Source organism: Pseudoduganella lurida (assembly GCF_007830455.1).
In the GTDB taxonomy this organism is placed as follows: domain Bacteria; phylum Pseudomonadota; class Gammaproteobacteria; order Burkholderiales; family Burkholderiaceae_D; genus Rugamonas; species Rugamonas lurida.
Window position 1 is genome coordinate 539,473 of sequence record NZ_VLLB01000004.1, and the last position, 16,443, is coordinate 555,915.

General features: G+C 65.6%; 20 protein-coding genes. 11 read left to right on the plus strand and 9 right to left on the minus strand.

Annotated features, from left to right (window positions below):
* Nucleotides 1–252: 252 nt before the first annotated feature.
* The 5 genes from IP91_RS14665 to IP91_RS14685 form a co-directional block, all read right to left on the minus strand.
* Nucleotides 253–1,047 (minus strand): competence/damage-inducible protein A, encoded by a 795-nt coding sequence (locus IP91_RS14665; RefSeq protein WP_145649789.1) that lies wholly within the window; start codon nt 1,045–1,047, stop codon nt 253–255.
* A complete protein-coding gene (locus IP91_RS14670) occupies nt 1,044–1,892 on the minus strand; it encodes an EI24 domain-containing protein (protein WP_145649790.1) in 849 nt (282 codons plus the stop codon). Before IP91_RS14670 ends, IP91_RS14665 begins: the two co-directional genes overlap by 4 nt.
* Nucleotides 1,893–1,961: 69 nt before the next feature.
* Nucleotides 1,962–2,972: a sterol desaturase family protein gene (locus IP91_RS14675; RefSeq protein WP_145649791.1), complete on the minus strand. Its 1,011-nt coding sequence runs from the start codon at nt 2,970–2,972 to the stop codon at nt 1,962–1,964.
* Complete coding sequence (locus IP91_RS14680; RefSeq protein ID WP_145649792.1) at nt 2,969–3,775, minus strand: polysaccharide deacetylase family protein; 807 nt, start codon at nt 3,773–3,775, stop codon at nt 2,969–2,971. Before IP91_RS14680 ends, IP91_RS14675 begins: the two co-directional genes overlap by 4 nt.
* Before the next feature lie 18 nt (nt 3,776–3,793).
* The gene (locus tag IP91_RS14685) at nt 3,794–4,771 is read right to left on the minus strand and encodes a YVTN family beta-propeller repeat protein (protein ID WP_145649793.1); all 978 of its coding nucleotides are present in this window, start codon (nt 4,769–4,771) and stop codon (nt 3,794–3,796) included.
* 303 nt (nt 4,772–5,074) lie between these two features.
* On the opposite strand from IP91_RS14685, the gene IP91_RS14690 reads away from it, so the two are divergent.
* Nucleotides 5,075–5,431 (plus strand): FKBP-type peptidyl-prolyl cis-trans isomerase, encoded by a 357-nt coding sequence (locus tag IP91_RS14690; RefSeq protein ID WP_145649794.1) that lies wholly within the window; start codon nt 5,075–5,077, stop codon nt 5,429–5,431.
* Nucleotides 5,431–5,637, plus strand: a complete 207-nt coding sequence (locus IP91_RS14695) for a hypothetical protein (protein WP_145649795.1) — start codon at nt 5,431–5,433, stop codon at nt 5,635–5,637. Before IP91_RS14690 ends, IP91_RS14695 begins: the two co-directional genes overlap by 1 nt.
* Before the next feature lie 71 nt (nt 5,638–5,708).
* On the opposite strand, the gene IP91_RS14700 is transcribed toward IP91_RS14695, so the two are convergent.
* Nucleotides 5,709–6,551 (minus strand): anti-sigma factor, encoded by an 843-nt coding sequence (locus IP91_RS14700; RefSeq protein ID WP_145649796.1) that lies wholly within the window; start codon nt 6,549–6,551, stop codon nt 5,709–5,711.
* Between the two features lie 331 nt (nt 6,552–6,882).
* Here IP91_RS14700 and IP91_RS14705 point away from each other — a divergent pair, with 331 nt between their 5' ends.
* Nucleotides 6,883–7,170, plus strand: a complete 288-nt coding sequence (locus IP91_RS14705; RefSeq protein ID WP_145649797.1) for an HU family DNA-binding protein — start codon at nt 6,883–6,885, stop codon at nt 7,168–7,170.
* Between the two features lie 182 nt (nt 7,171–7,352).
* Nucleotides 7,353–7,607: an acyl-CoA-binding protein gene (locus IP91_RS14710; RefSeq protein ID WP_145649798.1), complete on the plus strand. Its 255-nt coding sequence runs from the start codon at nt 7,353–7,355 to the stop codon at nt 7,605–7,607.
* A 36-nt stretch (nt 7,608–7,643) separates the two neighbouring features.
* Here the strand turns inward: IP91_RS14710 and IP91_RS14715 are convergent, their stop codons facing one another.
* Both IP91_RS14715 and IP91_RS14720 read right to left on the minus strand, forming a co-directional pair.
* Nucleotides 7,644–7,931 (minus strand): polyhydroxyalkanoic acid system family protein, encoded by a 288-nt coding sequence (locus IP91_RS14715; RefSeq protein WP_145649799.1) that lies wholly within the window; start codon nt 7,929–7,931, stop codon nt 7,644–7,646.
* A 41-nt stretch (nt 7,932–7,972) separates the two neighbouring features.
* The gene (locus IP91_RS14720) at nt 7,973–9,244 is read right to left on the minus strand and encodes a putative Na+/H+ antiporter (protein WP_145649800.1); all 1,272 of its coding nucleotides are present in this window, start codon (nt 9,242–9,244) and stop codon (nt 7,973–7,975) included.
* A gap of 204 nt (nt 9,245–9,448) precedes the next feature.
* On the opposite strand from IP91_RS14720, the gene IP91_RS14725 reads away from it, so the two are divergent.
* The 7 genes from IP91_RS14725 to nth all read left to right on the plus strand — a co-directional run bounded on the left by IP91_RS14725 (nt 9,449) and on the right by nth (nt 16,085).
* The gene (locus tag IP91_RS14725; protein WP_229474439.1) at nt 9,449–10,921 is read left to right on the plus strand and encodes a gluzincin family metallopeptidase; all 1,473 of its coding nucleotides are present in this window, start codon (nt 9,449–9,451) and stop codon (nt 10,919–10,921) included.
* Nucleotides 10,918–11,214 (plus strand): protealysin inhibitor emfourin, encoded by a 297-nt coding sequence (locus tag IP91_RS14730; protein WP_145649801.1) that lies wholly within the window; start codon nt 10,918–10,920, stop codon nt 11,212–11,214. Before IP91_RS14725 ends, IP91_RS14730 begins: the two co-directional genes overlap by 4 nt.
* A 213-nt stretch (nt 11,215–11,427) precedes the next feature.
* On the plus strand, nt 11,428–11,751 hold the full coding sequence (gene fdxA / locus IP91_RS14735; RefSeq protein WP_145649802.1) for a ferredoxin FdxA: 324 nt from the start codon (nt 11,428–11,430) through the stop codon (nt 11,749–11,751).
* Between the two features lie 128 nt (nt 11,752–11,879).
* On the plus strand, nt 11,880–12,947 hold the full coding sequence (locus tag IP91_RS14740; protein WP_145649803.1) for an NAD(P)/FAD-dependent oxidoreductase: 1,068 nt from the start codon (nt 11,880–11,882) through the stop codon (nt 12,945–12,947).
* Between the two features lie 277 nt (nt 12,948–13,224).
* Entirely contained in the window at nt 13,225–14,460 is a 1,236-nt protein-coding gene (locus tag IP91_RS14745) for a polyhydroxyalkanoate depolymerase (protein ID WP_145649804.1), read from the plus strand.
* Nucleotides 14,461–14,718: 258 nt separating this feature from the next.
* Nucleotides 14,719–15,441 carry an electron transport complex subunit RsxB gene (gene rsxB, locus IP91_RS14750; RefSeq protein ID WP_371860621.1) on the plus strand — a complete coding sequence of 241 codons (723 nt, stop codon included), beginning with the start codon at nt 14,719–14,721 and terminating at the stop codon, nt 15,439–15,441.
* The gene (nth, locus tag IP91_RS14755) at nt 15,438–16,085 is read left to right on the plus strand and encodes an endonuclease III (protein ID WP_145649805.1); all 648 of its coding nucleotides are present in this window, start codon (nt 15,438–15,440) and stop codon (nt 16,083–16,085) included. Before rsxB ends, nth begins: the two co-directional genes overlap by 4 nt.
* Before the next feature lie 51 nt (nt 16,086–16,136).
* Here the strand turns inward: nth and IP91_RS14760 are convergent.
* Nucleotides 16,137–16,443 (minus strand): transposase (locus IP91_RS14760; RefSeq protein ID WP_145649806.1); only part of this gene is annotated, 307 nt, incomplete at its 5' end.

Below are 16,443 nucleotides of genomic sequence, written 5' to 3' on the forward strand. Positions count from 1 at the left end.
TTACGGTTACTGCATGCATCGCGGTTCGCACCGCGGCTTTGCACTGGCATTGCACGAATCATCGACAGCGTGCGCGAAAACACCGGCTGCAGTGCGCACGGCTTATTGCCATTGCACCACATCACGCCCATCCGCACCGGTCAAGGGGGCGAATTTTTCGCCCCGGCGGGGAATTTTCGCAAAAATACAACGTCCCTGACCGACAGGCAACGTGCACGTCAGCGCACCGATAGCAGGCTCGCAATGACGGCGTTACAAGTGCGCCTGGTATTCCGCGCCCAGCAGGTCGAGGCCTTCGCGCAGGTGATCGAACGCGGCCTGCACGGCGGCAGGCTCGCCCTTCACACCGAGCTCGATGTGCCGGCGCGTGGTGGCATCGCCCACCGAGGGCAGGCTGAACACCTTCACGGCCGGCCACTTCGCCTCGATCGCCACCATCAGCGGCGTGAGAAGGGATTCGGCCATTTCGTACACCAGCACCGCCCGTTCCGCGCGTGCCTCGCGGTTGAACAGGTGCGCGTAGTGCGTATCGAGCACCCATTCGATCATCGGCCAGGCCATCACGGGAAAGCCCGGCACGAAGTAATGGCTGCCCAGCGCGAAGCCGGCCACGTTGTTGTACGGGTTCGGGATCAGCTCCGCCCCATCGGCAAACTCCGCCATCTTCAGCCGCTGCAGGTTGTCCGGCGCGTTCAGGTCCACTTCCTGGCCCGCCTCGCGCGCCACCTGCAGCACGCGCTGCCGGATGTTCTCCGCGCCCTGCGCATGCAGCACCAGCGGGCGGCCCAGCGCGGCGGCCGCGGCCTGGCGCGTGTGGTCGTCCGGCGTGGCGCCGATGCCGCCAGTGGAGAACACGATGTCGCCGCTGGCGAACGTGCGGCGCAGCGTGGCCGTGATGCGGGCCGGATCGTCGCCGATATATTCGGCCCAGCCCAGTTGCAGGCCGCGCGCGGCAAGCAGCTGCACGACTTTCGGCAGGTGCGCGTCGACCCGTTTGCCGGACAGGATTTCGTCGCCGATGATGATGAGGCCGATCGTGGTGGTCATGGCTGGGTGCTCTCGACAGTGGTGATGGGGTTGACGGCGGCGGCTTCGGTACGGGCGCGCAGCTGCGACAGCGCCTCGAGACAATAATACTCAAACCACAAGCCGGTGAAGATGAAAATGAGCACGTACAGCCAGACGGAGGCGGCCACCAGGAACGGGAACAGCGCCACGGCCAGCACGGCGCCGCCGATCCACACGATGGACGGCAGCGAACCCGCGGCGCCGGACATCACGCCGATCGCCAGCAGCTGCCAGCGCTTCTCGTGCTGCAGGAGGGCGATTTCCTCGGCGCTGGCATGGTCGGACAGCGCGTCGTAGCTCATCACGCGCGAGGTCAGCCAGCCCCACAGCAGCGCGGAAGCGACGATGGCCAGCGGCGGCACGATATACAGCGGCAGCATGCAGAACCAGATCACGATGAACAGCAGGAACAGCGACAGCGCCTTGACCAGGCCCTTGAACATGCTGCCGCCCTGCTTCTTCACGAGGTGCGGATAGTGGCGCGAGCCCACGTGGTTGACGATCACGGGCATCGCCGCCAGGTTGATGAAGATGAGGGAGGTCAGGATCATCAGCGGCAACAGCAGCAGCATCGCCAGCAGCGGCGGCAGCACCGATTTCAGCACCGTCAGGCCGATCTTCTCCAGCCACGGCGTGGTGTAGTTGAACAGCTCCAGCTCGAAGAACCAGCCCTGCAGCCAGTCCAGCAGCGGCTGCGCGGCAAACCACAGCACCAGGCCCCAGACGACCAGAGACAGCACGAACGGGATCGCCGACAGCAGCAGGATCTTGCCGTGCAGCTGGGACAGCATCGCACGGCCGTAGGCATTCATCACTCCGCGCATCGGCGGCCCTCCTCATGAATCGGTATCAACGAGGCGCCATTATCGCCGATGCCGGCGTGGCGACGAACCTCAGCGCGACCTGCGGGGCCGGGCGAATTCCACCATGCGCTTCAGGCCCAGCCACTGCTGGCGCCAGAAGCCGCGGCCATAGTCGCGCACCGGCGCCGGGCTGCCGTCCGCGCGCAGGCGCACCATCTGGTCGCGCACGCCGGTACGGGCAAATGCGGGCGTGAAGTTCGCCGTGCGGAACAGGATGTCCCACACCGGCAGGATCACGGCGAAGTTACAGCCGCCCAGCGTGCCCTGCCCCTTCGATTCGTGGCCCACGCCCACCGCGTGGTGCATGCGGTGATAGCGCGGCGACACCAGCAGGCGCTCGCCGATCCGCCCGAAGTGGATGCGCACGTTCGCGTGCTGCAGGCTTTGCAGGATGCGCGAGAACGACACCAGCAGCACGTACTGCCCCGGCGGCACGCCGATCGCCAGCGCGATCAGCGCCAGGTAGAAGTCGCGCAGCAGGTCGTCCAGCAGGTGGTTGCGGTCGTCGCTCCACAGGTTCATGTCCTGCTGGCTGTGGTGCAGGCTGTGCAGGCCCCACCACCAGCCGATGCCGTGCTGGGCGCGGTGGTACCAGTAGTCGAAGAAGTCCAGCACCACGAAATAGATCGCGAAGCTGGCCAGCGGATGCATGCCGTTGGTCAGGTTCTCCAGGTTGAACGGGCGCACGTTCTCCAGCCGCAGCCAGCCCGCCACGTGGTCCATCATCGGGTCGAGCGTGAAGAACACGAGGACCGGGAACAGGCCGAGGCGGTGCAGGAAGGTGTAGATGAAATCGTTCCAGCGCGCCCGCCGGTTGCTGAATGCGTGCACCGGCAGCGCCGCCTCCAGCGGCCGCAGCACGAGGAAGATCAGGGCGATCTCGCAGACGCCGATCAGGAACCATTCGGTGCCCTCGAAGGCATCCTCGATCACGTCGCCCAGGCCGGCGTAGTACATGGCCGGTTCGATCACGGCCTGGAACAGCCAGCCCTGCACCTGGGCGAACCAGTCGATCAGGGTCTGGATCAGTGTCTGGATCATGGCTTTTTCAACTTCAAACTATAGGACGGGTGTTCACGCAGCGTGGCGAAGCAGAAGCCCTGCCGTTCCAGCCCGACGATCAGCGGTTCCAGGTTGGCCGGCGCCCACGGATCCTTGCGCGACCAGATGCCCATGTGCGCCACGAAGATGTCGCCATCCTTCAGGCCCGCCAGCGATTTCTTCAGCAGCGCGGCGTTCGGATAGGCACTGGACGACAGCTCGTCGCCGGAAAAGCCGGCCGGGCTCCAGCCCACGTGCGCGTAGCCGCAGCTGGTGGCCGCGGCCAGGGTGCGCGGCGACGTGCGCCCGCCCGGCGCGCGCCAGATCGGATCGAGATGCCGGCCTGTCAGTTCCACGAAGCGCTGGTCGACGCGGCGGATCTCGTCGCAGAACTGCGCCGGCGTCCAGCTGGCAAGCTTGCCGCCCCCGGCACCGAACTGCGGCTTGACGACGATCTTCTCGCCGGCGCCATCCTTCACGTAGTAGACGTGATCGAAAGTATGCGAACCGAAGGCATGGCCCTCCGCCGCGCGCGCCTTCCAGAACGGCGCCCAGGAAGGGTCGAGCGACCAGTCGCCCCGCGTGGTCTTCTCGTTCGCGAGGAAGAACGTGGCGCGGATGTGGTGGCGCGCCAGGGTCGCCGCGATCAGTTCGGCCTGGGACTGGCTGCCCGTGTCGAACGTCAGGTAGATGGTGCCGCGGCAGGCGGCAGGTTCGGCCGCGCTGGCGGGCAGAATGACAACAGCCGCCAGCGCTGGAAGGAGCGCGGCGGCTGCGAGAAACGAAGACTGAATCGACGGCATGACTGTTGCGGCTGACCCTTACATGCGTGCGGAAGCGTTGGCGAAGTACACGCCGTGCGGCGAGCGGCCCACCGGGATGTACTTGACGACCTTGCGCGAGGCCAGGTCGATCACGGCCACCTTCTTGATCCAGCGGAGCGTGACCCACATCGTCTTGCCGTCCTGCGTGATCTCCATGCAGTCCGGGCCGCCCGGCACGTTGATCTGGCCAACGTTCTCCAGCGTCTTCTGGTCGATGATGTTGATCGAGTTGCTCACGCGGTTCGATACGTACGTGAAGCGGTTGTCGCCCTGGGCGCGGAAGTTGTGCGTGCCGGCGCCGGCCTTGATGCGCTTGACCGTCTTCTGCGTGCGCCAGTCGATCACTTCCACGTAATCGCTGCCCATGATCCCCACCAGCAGGTACTTGTCGTCCGGCGTCATGGTGATCCCGGCCGGCAGTTTACCGACCGGCATGGTCCACTTGATCGTCTGCGTGGCCAGGTCGATGGCGCTCACCTGGTCGCTGCCCTGCTGCGTGATGAAGGCGGTGGTGCCCTTCGCATCGAACGCGATGTGGCTCGGCAGCTTCGGCATCGTGATGCGCTTGGCCAGCGCGAAGTCCTTGCCGTTGTAGCGGTACAGGTCCACGCGGTCCAGGCGCAGCGACGTGGCGACGAACCATTTCTGGTCCGGCGTGAAGCCGATCTGGTACGGGTCGAGGATGTCCTTGATCGTGCGCTGCACCTGGCCCGTTTTCGGGTCAAGAAACACGAGCTCGTTGCCCACCGAGCTGGCGACGATGAGGGACTTGTTGTCCGGCGTGGCCATCAGGTGGTGCGGCTCCTTCCCGACCGGGAAGGTCTGCAGGCTTTTGTAGGTCGCCTGGTCGAGCAGCTGGACGGTGGCATCGCGCGAATTGAGCACGACGACGACGTTGGCGCTCGCATGCGCCGCGGCGAACAGGCCGGCGGCGGACAGGGAGAGAAGCAGGGCGCGGCGGAGACTGCGGAACATGGGCACTCGCAAGAGGAGAAACAAAGACTGTATTTTACGGTTAAACGCCGCTGCCACAGGGATGGCCGACAGGCTTTAAGGGGTATTTAAGAGCCGGGCACGCCGTAAAAACAACGGCTTTTCAGAACGTCATTATCGGCTTGGCATCAGCCGGGTTATCGCCACTGTTATCGCCCCATTATCGAACTTGGCAGACCCATAATGTGCGGCCCGCAAAAGCCCGTCCGGGCGGGCCTGATTGGTGCTTTGCTTCGGCTTGCACTACAATCGTCAGCCCGAACGAACACAGACAAAGGATTCATCATGGCGATCACCACCAACCCATCCGGCCTGCAGTACGACGACGTCGTGACCGGCGAAGGCGCCGAGGCCAAGGCCGGCCAGAACGTGACCGTGCACTACACCGGCTGGCTGCGCAACGACGACGGCAGCAAGGGCGCGAAGTTCGATTCGAGCAAGGACCGCAACGACCCCTTCGAATTCGCGCTGGGCGCCGGCATGGTCATCCGCGGCTGGGACGAAGGCGTGCAGGGCATGAAGGTCGGCGGCACGCGCCAGCTGATCATCCCGGCGGACCTGGGCTACGGCGCGCGCGGCGCCGGCGGCGTGATCCCGCCGAACGCCACGCTGATCTTCGACGTCGAACTGCTGGACGTCTGATGAAGCCGGCCGCCCTCCTCTTCCTTGCCATGCTGCTGCCGGCGCTGTCCGGCTGCACCGTGGTGGCAGTGGGGGCGGCCGTGGTCGGCGCCGGCGTGACGGTGGCCTCGACCGCCGTCGATGTGGGCGTCGCCGCAGGCAAGGGCGTGGTCTATGTCGGCAAGGCGGCGCTGGGCTCCGATGAGGAAGAAAAGCCGAAGAAGTAGCGCGGCGCAGGCGAAAAAAAAGGCACGGTGCGCACCGTGCCTTTTTTTCGCCTCGACCGATGGCGCGGGCTTCAGCGCTGCCAGCCCCGCTGCATCGCCTCCTGCTCGCCTTTCGGGTCGAGCGGATCGCCGGCGATGCGCCGTTCGATCGCTTCCTTGACCTGCGGCGGCATGTCCAGGCTGGCCGGCCTGGCATCGGCCTTGGCATCGACCTTGACGCCGGCCCTGGCACCGGCGGCGCCGGCCGCCAGCTGGTAGGGATTCTGCAGCAGCACCGGCACGCGCCATTCCTGGCCCGTCTTGCACGCCACGCCATCGAGCTCGATGGTGCCGGTGCCGCTGGCGAAGCTGCGGCAGTAGCTGCCGTCGGTCGACACGAACGACAGGCCGATGCGCACCGCGCCGGCTGCCGCGGCGGCCGCGCTGGTGGCGGCACCCGCGGCGCCCGACGGCATGGCGGGCTGCTGTTCCAGCGCCGTGGCCAGGCGGCCCTGCGCCGTCAGCGTGCCGTCGTGGCTGGCGATCATGTCCACCTTCGGGCTGTCCGCCTGCAGGTAGTCCAGGCCGAATTTCCCGGCCAGCACGCCCATCGCCAGCACGGCGGCCAGGGCCGTCCATTCCGGCCACGACCAGCGGCGTTCGCGCGTGGCGGCCTTGCGCGCCGCCAGCTGCGACGCTTCGCGCCGCGCCCGCACGGCATCGAGGCTGACGATGGTTGCCTGGCGCGCCGCACGGTGCTGGCCATCGTCGCCGGCCGCGAAGCCGCCGAACGCATTGGCACGCCGCATCTTGTACTGGGCCACGCGCCGTGCCAGCGACAGGTCGCGCGCGCAGGCTTCCTCTACCGCGCGGCGCGTGGCGGCATCCAGTTCTCCAGCGGCATATGCCATCAGGGTGTCGTCCGAAAAGCTCATGATAGGCCCGCCCGTTCAGCTACCTTGAAATGTCCAGCGAATCCGCTGCCGTATTCCGGTCCGTCGATGCGATGTCGCCGTCCCATCCGGCACGGCAATCCTGCCGGGGTGCATTCATATTAGCACCGGGCAGCGCCGGGCCCCCGCCCGGATTGTGCACCGCTGCCCGCATGCCCGCCGGCCCGGCAGCGGCCGCCGCCGCCGCGCGCCGGGCCATTTCGTGGCAGCCCAGCTACCATAAGGGTCTGTTGGTCGCTCCGTTCAATTGGAAAGGATTACTTTCGGCAAATATTGTGCTAATCTGCGCCCTCCATTAACCAAGGAGGTAGGAATGAAAAAAGGCGAACTGATTGCAGAATTTGCGAAACGCACGGAAATGTCCGGTGCCGCCGCCAACGACGCAGTGAACACCCTGATTGCCATCGTTACCGAGCGTCTGAAAAAAGGCGACACGGTCGGCATCACCGGCTTCGGCACCTTCTCGGTCGCCAAGCGCGCTGCTCGCAAAGGCCGCAATCCTGCAACCGGCGAAGCGATCAAGATCGCCGCGACCAAGACGCCCAAATTCTCGGCTGGCGCCACGCTGAAGGCAGCGGTCAACCCGTCCAAGAAAAAGTAATCCACGGCCCGATCCGCAACGGCGGTTCAGGACCCGGTCGCCTCGGGTCCCGAACCGCCGTTTTACCTTAGCCGGTTCGTGCTGGTTTGGAACAAGTCCTCTACAGTTTCCGGCCTGCGAACGCTCGTCCTTTTTGTATGATGCGCTGAGCATTTCTACCCAGCCATTCAACGAGGACAAACATGAGTCTGCAAGCACAGTTCGACCAGGCGGTCGCCGATTCGAAGAACCTGCCGGAACGTCCGGACAACATGACGCTGCTGAAGATCTACGCGCTGTACAAGCAGGCGTCGGCCGGCGACGCGACCGGCGAGCGCCCGGGCATGACGGACTTCGTCAACCGCGCCAAGTACGATGCGTGGGCGAAGCTGCAGGGCACCTCGCAGGACGACGCGCAGCAGCAGTACATCGACCTGATCGACGAACTGAAGGGCTGATCCAGCGCCCGCCGGGCCGGCGCCCCGCCGGCCTGCTCAATGCGTGTCCGCTTCCGGCACGAACACCTTCCGCATCTTCTCCGCCACCTTCGCCCGGATGGTCGATGCGAACGCTCCGTACAGAAATCCCAGCCTGATCTGCATGCGCGCCTCGGCTGCCGCCAGGGTCAGCGTGCCGTCCACGCCGCTCTTCGAGAACCGCAGCACATCGCCCTGCCAGCGGCACGTCAGCCCCAGTTCGCGCGCCAGCTTGTCGGCCACCTGGCGGGCCGCTGCGTGCGCCGCGTCGGGCGTCAGGTCGTGGGACTGGATGATTTCTATCATGCGTTCGCTATCGGGCTGGCAAAGGCGCCATCATGCCACAGCTACAGCAGGCGGAAAGCCGCCACCGCCACGGCCGTCGGTGCCAGCGCCGCCAGCAGCAGGCCGCCCGCCGACACGGCGCCGCCGTCGAAGTGGCCCTTCAGGATCGCCATGCCGGCCGGGTTCGGCGCGTTGGCGATCACCGTCAGGCCGCCGCCGGCCACGGCACCCGTCACCAGCGCATACTTGAATTCGTCCGACAGTCCCGTCACCAATGACCCCAGATAAGTGAGCGCGGCATTGTCCGTGACGGCCGTCAGCGCCGTGGCGCCGTAGAACACGGCATCGCTGCTCATCGCCAGCAGCAGCGGCTGCAGCCACCAGGCCTGCTGGCCGCCCAGCACCACCAGGCCGGCCAGGAAGAAGCCGACCAGGAGGCCTTCGCGCAGGATCAGGCGGTCGTTGAAGCGTGCGTAGGCATGGGTCACGCCGAGGAAGAACAGGAACAGGCCCAGGAACACGGCGGAGTGGTGGGCGCTGAGCACCACACCGGCCAGGAAGGCGAAGTGCACGAGGACCAGCGCGAACGGCATGCGCGCCGGCTCGCCAGACTCGACCGGCCGCTGCGCCGCCAGTTCCTTCGCGAACAGCAGCGTGACGCCGGCCGCGTTCACGAGCACCGCCAGCGCCGCCTTCCAGCCGATATTCGCGAGCATGAACGGCAGGTCCCAGTCCCACGCGGCGGCCACCATCAGCACGGGCGGCGCCGCATACGGCGTGAGCGTGCCGCCGATCGACACGTTCACGAACAGCACGCCCAGCGTGGCGTACTTCAGGCGCACGGACAGGCCGGCAGCAGACGGGCCGGCGGCAAACAGGCGCTCGCCCAGGATCAGCGCCGCCAGCGTCATCGCGGCCGGCTCGGTGATGAAGGAGCCGAGCAGCGGCACCACGGCCAGCACCACGAAGTACATCGCCATGCTGCCCGGCAGCGGCAGCCACCGCGCCAGCACGCCCAATACCGACCTGGTCGCATTTAGGATCGGCCGCGTGGCGGCGATCACCATGACGACGAAGACGAACAGCGGCTCGGTGAAGTTGCGGCCGTCCAGGTAGGCGATCGCCGCATCCGGCCCCGCGGCCACGGCGATGAACGCTACCAGCACCAGCGCCCAGAAGCCGAACACCACCTCCACCTCGCCCAGCAGGTGCCAGATGCCGGCATGGGCCGGGAAGCGCCGCGCCAGCCGTTCGCAGGCCGCTGCCGCGAAGGTATGCAGGATGGCGATCGCGAACAGCACCGCGCCGGCGATCTCGATGGGCCCAGCGGCCATGGCCTACTCCAGTTCGGGAAAGCCTGCATTGTAAGTCAGCAACAGAACGCGTCATCGCAAGCTTGAAGTTTGTGCGGGATCAAATGTGGGAGTCGCTGCCGGAACGACCATGGAAGTCTGGCGCGGAAAATTCCGAGACCACTTTCCTGTGCACCGCCGCGTAGCCAACCTCGCCCCTGACCGGCGAACCGAAGGAGAATTCACATGGACCAGAAAGTCATCGTTCCGATGGAAGCGGTGCTGACGCGGTGCGCCGAGCTGCCGGTCGGTTATGTGCCGACGCCGTCCGCCCCCTACCGCATGCACCGCAAGGCCGCCGAACTCACGCGCCAGCCCGGCCATCCGCGGCTCAAATCCGTGCCCGGCCTGCCGCAGCCCGTGCCGGCTGCCTCCGCCGGCTCGCGCGTGCTGATGTGGAAGCAGGATCCGTCCGTCAGCGAACTGGGCACGCGCAAGGTCTTCCTGCCCGGCGTGATCCTGGAAGGCCCGCGCGATGCCCGCATCACGTTCGGCCAGCCCGGCATCGCCCCCGTCAGCCCGAACACCTTCGGCGACTTCATCCTGTCGCCCAACACCGACCAGTTCGATGCCGTGCACACCTTCACCGTGGTGCGCCAGACGCTGACGATGTACCAGCGCGTGCTGGCCAGCGGCGAGAATGCCGCGCCCCTGCCGTGGGCCTGGAACAGCGGCACGAACACCGATGCGCTGCAGGTCTTCCCGCACGGCCTGCCGAACGTGATGAACGCCTATTACAGCCGCACCGACCGCGCGCTCAAGTTCGGCGACTTCATCCCCAGCGGCGCCAGCGACCGCATGTTCACCTGCCGCTCGTTCGACATCGTGGCGCATGAAACGGGCCATGCCGTGCTGGACGGCCTGAAACCCCGCTGGATCCTGTCCTCGGCGCCGCCGCAGACGGGCGGCCTGCACGAATCGTTCGGCGACCTGACGGCGATCTTCCTGGCGCTCACGCAGATGGACCAGGTGGAAGCGGTGATCGCGCAAACCAAGGCGGACCTGCACGACAAGACCTTCCTGGCCGACATGGCGGAGGAATTCGGCCTGGCGCTGGGCCGCCCGAACGGCCTGCGCAATGCGGACAACGACCTGAAGCTCTCCGAAGCGGGCAACGAGGTGCACGCCATCTCGCAGGTCTTCACGGGCGCCATCTACGACATCCTGGCGGACATCTTCGCCTACGAACGCTCGCCGGGCCTGGAGGACGATGCCGCCGTGCTGCACCGCGTGGGCGGCTACCTGTGCAGCCTGACGCTGCGCGCCCTGGTGGCGGCCCCCGACACAGCCGCGAAATATGCGGACGTGGCGAACCAGATGCTGCGGCTGTCGGAGGCGGACGGCAAGCCGGTCGACTACCGCAACTTCATCCGCAACCGCTTCAGCCTGCGCGAGGTGGTGCTGGCGGACTCGCTGACGGACAACGTGCCATCCCATGCCGAGCTGGCGCCGGACGTGGTCGACCCGCCGGATGCGATGCAGGACCGCCGCGCCTGCTGCGGCACGCTGAACAACGCCCAGTACTTCGACCTGGAAGGGGTGCTGGAGGCGGAGCGCCAGGCATTGGCCGCCTGGTGCAAGGGCTATGCGGGCCGCCAGGAGCACGTCGCCCCGGCCCAGGCGCCGCTGGAGAACCGCCAGCGCCAGGAGCAGGCATGAAGATCACCGCCACCAACGGTGGCGGCTTTGCCGGCATCACCCGCTCCCACGAGGTGGACACGGCGGCCAGTCCCGCCGGTGCCGCGCTGGAGGCGGCGCTGGCGGCCAGCCCGTTCTTCGCGGCCGCCGTGGACGGGGTGGATGACGATGCGGGCAAGATCGGCGCGGACATCCCGCACTGGAACATCACCGTCGAAGATGGTGGCCGGCGCCACAGCGTGCGCTTTGCCGACGACGGCAGTCCCGCTGCCGCCCGCTGGCGCGGCCTGCTCGATCGCATCCTCGCGGCCTGACCCGCCCTCGCTGCAAAACGGCCCGCACCGCGCGTCTCCGGCGCATGGTGCGGGCCGCTTGCATTTACTTTAAAGCATTTGCATATCGCATTTGCTTATATACATTGTGTCTAAACCTGAATTGTGAGATTGGAGAAATTGCCCTAAAATACAGTGCTTTGCTGAAGTTGGAACTGTGTTATACAGCTTCGCACCCACATTGATAGGACTGCTATGACCCACGTTGTCACCGAATCTTGCATCGCCTGCCGGTATACGGACTGCGTCGATGTTTGCCCGGTAGATTGCTTCCGCGAAGGCCCGAATTTCCTGGCCATCGATCCCGACGAGTGCATCGACTGCGCCGTCTGCGTGGCGGAATGCCCGGTCAACGCCATCTATGCCGAAGAAGACATCCCTTCGGACCAGCAGCAATACATCAAGCTCAACGCGGACCTGTCGCGCAACTGGCCTTCGATCACGAAGACCAAAGCCGCCCTGCCGGAAGCCGAGCAGTTCAAGGACGTCAAGGAAAAACTGAACCTGCTGGTACGCTGAAGGCAGCACCGCCCTTCCCGCGCCGGGTCACCATCACTGCGCATTCACCGGTACACCGCGCACCGCGCGTGGCCTGCCAGCGCAGACCGGTGCTCGCGCCGTATTGAAACTACAGGATAAACATCGTCATGAATATCGTCAGCACCACCCCCGGTGGCTTCCATGAAACGGATGCCGTCATCATCGGCGCCGGCCCGGTCGGCCTGTTCCAGGTCTTCGAACTGGGCCTGCTGGAAATCAAGGCCCACGTCATCGACTCGCTGAACGCCGTGGGCGGCCAGTGCGTGGAACTGTACCCGGACAAGCCGATCTACGATATTCCCGCGATCCCTTCCTGCACGGGCCAGGAACTGACGGACGGCCTGCTCAAGCAGATCGAGCCGTTCGGCGCCACCTTCCACCTGGGCCAGGAAGTGACCCTGGTGCAGAAGCGCGAAGACGGCCGTTTCGACGTCGAAACGACGCTGGGCACGAAGTTCATCACCAAGACCATCTTCATCGCCGCCGGCGTGGGTTCGTTCCAGCCGCGCACGATGAAGGTCGACGGCCTGGACAAGTTCGACGGCTCGCAGGTGTTCTACCGCGTGAAGAACCCGGCCCAGTTCGACGGCAAGAACCTGGTCATCTGCGGCGGCGGCGACTCCGCGCTGGACTGGGCCCTGAACTTCGTCGGCAAGGCCGAGTCCGTGGTGCTGCTGCACCGCCGCGAGGACTTCCGCGCCGCGCCCGCCTCCGTGGCGAAGATGAAGCAGCTGTGCGAAGACTACGAGATGCAGCTGATCATCGGCCAGGTGTCCGGCATCGAGGAAAAGGACGGCCAGCTGTCCGAACTGCGCGTGACCGGTGCCGACGGCGTGACGCGCCGCGTGCCGCTGGACATGCTGCTGGTGTTCTACGGCCTGTCGCCGAAGCTGGGCCCGATCGCCGAATGGGGCCTGGACATCGAGCGCAAGCAGCTCAAAGTGGTCAACACGGAAAAGTTCGAGACGAACGTGCCGGGCATCTTCGCGGTCGGCGACATCAACACCTATCCGGGCAAGAAGAAGCTGATCCTGTCGGGCTTCCACGAAGCCGCGCTGGCCGCCTTCGGTGCCGCGCCTTATATCTTCCCGGACAAGAAGATCCACATGCAGTACACCACCACGTCGCCGAAACTGCACAAGGTGCTGGGCGTGGAATCGCCGGTGTTCGACTGAGCGGACATGTTCCGATGAGCGGTCCGACTTGGTGTTCGGACCCGTCCTACAAGAAAGCAGCGGAAACGCTGCTTTTTTTGTTTTCGCATCACTATTATCTTTGAACCACGGGCATTTTCTCCGTATTGTCGGGCTAAAGTGACACCGCTGCGGCTTTCCCGTAGCACCCTGGAAAATGCTTTACGTCAAGAACAATCGGCCTATAATGGCCTTATGATTCCGCGCTGCATGTAATCTTTTGTTATCAAAAAGCAGCGCTCCACGACCGGGAACACCTATGCTTTACCAACTTCACGAGATGCAGCGCACCTTCCTCAACCCGCTGATGCAGTGGGCCGAGGCGTCCTCGAAACTGTTCAGCAACCCGGTGTCGCCCTTCGCGCACACGCCGTTCTCGCAGCGCATCGCCGCCGGCTACGAATTGCTGTACCGCTTGGGCAAGGATTACGAAAAGCCGGCCTTCGGCATCGACAATGTGACGGTCAAGGGCAAGCCCGTGTCGATCATCGAGCACGTGGCCGTCAACAAGGCGTTCTGCAACCTGATCCACTTCCGCAAGGACCTGAGCGACAACGAGCGCGATGCGCTGGCCCAGCCGGTAGTGCTGCTGGTCGCGCCCCTGTCCGGCCACCACGCCACGCTGCTGCGCGACACCGTGCGCGGCCTGCTGCCGGAACACGACGTCTACATCACCGACTGGACCGATGCGCGCATGGTGCCGCTGTCCGAAGGCGCGTTCCACCTGGACGACTACATCTACTACGTGCAGGACTTCATCCGCCACCTGGGCCCGGATGTGCACGTGATCTCCGTCTGCCAGCCGACCGTGCCGGTGCTGGCCGCGATCGCGCTGATGGCCACCAACAAGGATGCCAAGCTGCCGAAATCGATGACGATGATGGGCGGCCCGATCGACCCGACCAAATCGCCGACGGCCGTCAACAACCTGGCCGTCGAGAAGCCGTTCTCGTGGTTCGAGAACACCGTCATCTATCCGGTGCCGCCGAACTACCCGGGCTTCGGCCGCAAGGTCTATCCCGGCTTCCTGCAGCATGCCGGCTTCATCGCCATGAACCCGGGCCGCCACGCCCAGTCGCACCGCGAGTTCTACATGCACCTGGTGCGCGGCGACGACGAGCCGGCGGAAAGCCACCGCAAGTTCTACGACGAGTACAACGCCGTGCTGGACATGCCGGCCGAGTACTACCTGGACACGATCAAGACCGTGTTCCAGGAACACCGCCTGCCGAAGGGCACGTGGGAAGTGGGCGGCCAGCTGGTGCGGCCGCAGGACATCACGAACGTCGCGCTGCTGACGATCGAAGGCGAGCTGGACGACATCTCCGGCGCCGGCCAGACCCAGGCGGCGCACGAGCTGTGCACGGGCATCCCGGCCGACATGCAGGAAGACTACGTGGTGCCGCAAGCCGGCCACTACGGCATCTTCTCCGGCCGCCGCTGGCGCGAGCTCGTCTGCCCGAAGATCACCGCCTTCATCCAGCAGCACGCCTGAGCGCAGGATAGGCATAGCCCGAAGATCACCGCCTTCATCCAGCAGCACGCCTGAGCGCAGGATAGGCATAGCCCGAAGACCACCGCCTTCATCCAGCAGCACGCCTGACCCGGCTCCTCGCAAGCCTGCCGCCCTTCGGGGCGGCTTTTTTTTGGGCGCGCGCCAATGTCCTGGTGCCTGGCACCGGGACACGAGCCCGGCAGCGCGACAGGCTGGCTGGCGCGCGGCGCAGCGAATGAAGGATAATGACGGTTTGCCGTGCTCCGCCCTGATCCCGTGACCGAACCGAAGACCCTAGCCGACCGCGTCGAAGACGCCTTGCCGCAGACGCAATGCACCAAGTGCGGCTACGCGGGCTGCCGTCCGTATGCGGAGGCGATCGCGGCGGGCGAGGCGCGCATCAACCAGTGTCCGCCGGGTGGCGCCGAGGGCATCGTGCGGCTGTCGGCCGTCACGGGCCACCCCGTCATTCCGCTCAATCCCGTGAACGGCCTGGAGCGCCCGCGCGCCGTGGCCTACATCGACGAGGCGCTGTGCATCGGCTGCACGCTGTGCATCCAGGCCTGCCCCGTCGATGCGATCATGGGCGCGGCCAAGCAGATGCATACGATCATTCCCGAGCTGTGCACCGGCTGCGACCTGTGCGTGAACCCCTGCCCGGTGGACTGCATCGTCATGTATCCCGTCACCGAGACGACTGGCTGGCAGGCCTGGTCGCAGCCGGATGCCGATGCGGCCCGCGACCGCCACGATTTCCGCACCGCGCGGCTCCAACGGGAACGGGAAGAGAACGATGCGCGCCTGGCCGCCAAGGCACAGGCGAAGATGGCCGCCGTCGACAACCTCGCGCCGGAGAACGCCGCCGAACAGGCCGAGAAGGAACGCAAGCGCGCGATCATCGCCGCCGCGATGGAGCGCGCGCGCCTGAAGGCCGAGGCGGCCAAGGCGGCTGCCGAGGAACAGAACAAACCGGAACCATGAACGCCGTCAAACGCCACGAAATCTTCCGCCGCCTGCGCGAAGCCAATCCCCATCCCACCACCGAACTCGACTACACGACGCCATTCGAACTGCTGATCGCCGTGCTGCTCTCCGCGCAGGCGACGGACGTGGGCGTCAACAAGGCCACGCGCAAGCTGTACCCGGTGGCGAACACGCCGCAGGCCATCCTCGACCTGGGCCTCGACACGCTGATGACGTACATCCAGACCATCGGCCTGTTCCGCACCAAGGCGAAGAACGTGATGGCCACCTGCCAGATCCTCATCGACCAGCACGGCGGCGAGGTGCCGCACGACCGGGAAGCACTGGAAGCTCTGCCCGGCGTGGGCCGCAAGACGGCCAACGTGGTGCTGAACACGGCGTTCGGCGACCCGACGATTGCCGTCGACACGCACATCTTCCGCGTCTCGAACCGCACCGGCATCGCGCCGGGCAAGAACGTCGACATCGTCGAACAGAAGCTGCTGAAGTTCGTGCCGAAGGAATTCCTGCAGGATGCCCACCACTGGCTGATCCTGCACGGCCGCTACACCTGCATCGCCCGCAAGCCGCTGTGCTGGAACTGCATGATCGTCGACCTGTGCGAGTACAAGGACAAGACGCCGGCGCCAGCGGTGGTGTAACCCGCTACGGCCGAGTTCGTGTCCACCATGGGGTCAGCAACTGTGTCGCGTCTAACGTGTCACGGTAGCAGCCTCCCATGGCCGAGCGTCTCGTAGCACGGCGTTCATCGTAACGAGCAGCTTGCGCATGCAGGCGACGATCGCGACCTTCTTGATCTTGCCTACTGCGACAAGCCGCTCATAGGTGTTCTTTATCGCGCTGTTCGAGCGTATCGCAGCCAAAGTTGCCATGTACAGCACTGCGCGTACACACGCTCGCCCACCGAAGATTCGTCGCTTGCCCTGCATCCTGCCGCTGTCGCGGTTGTATGGACAGACGCCAACGAGAGCACTGACTTCGCGCCGATTGAGGGTTCCA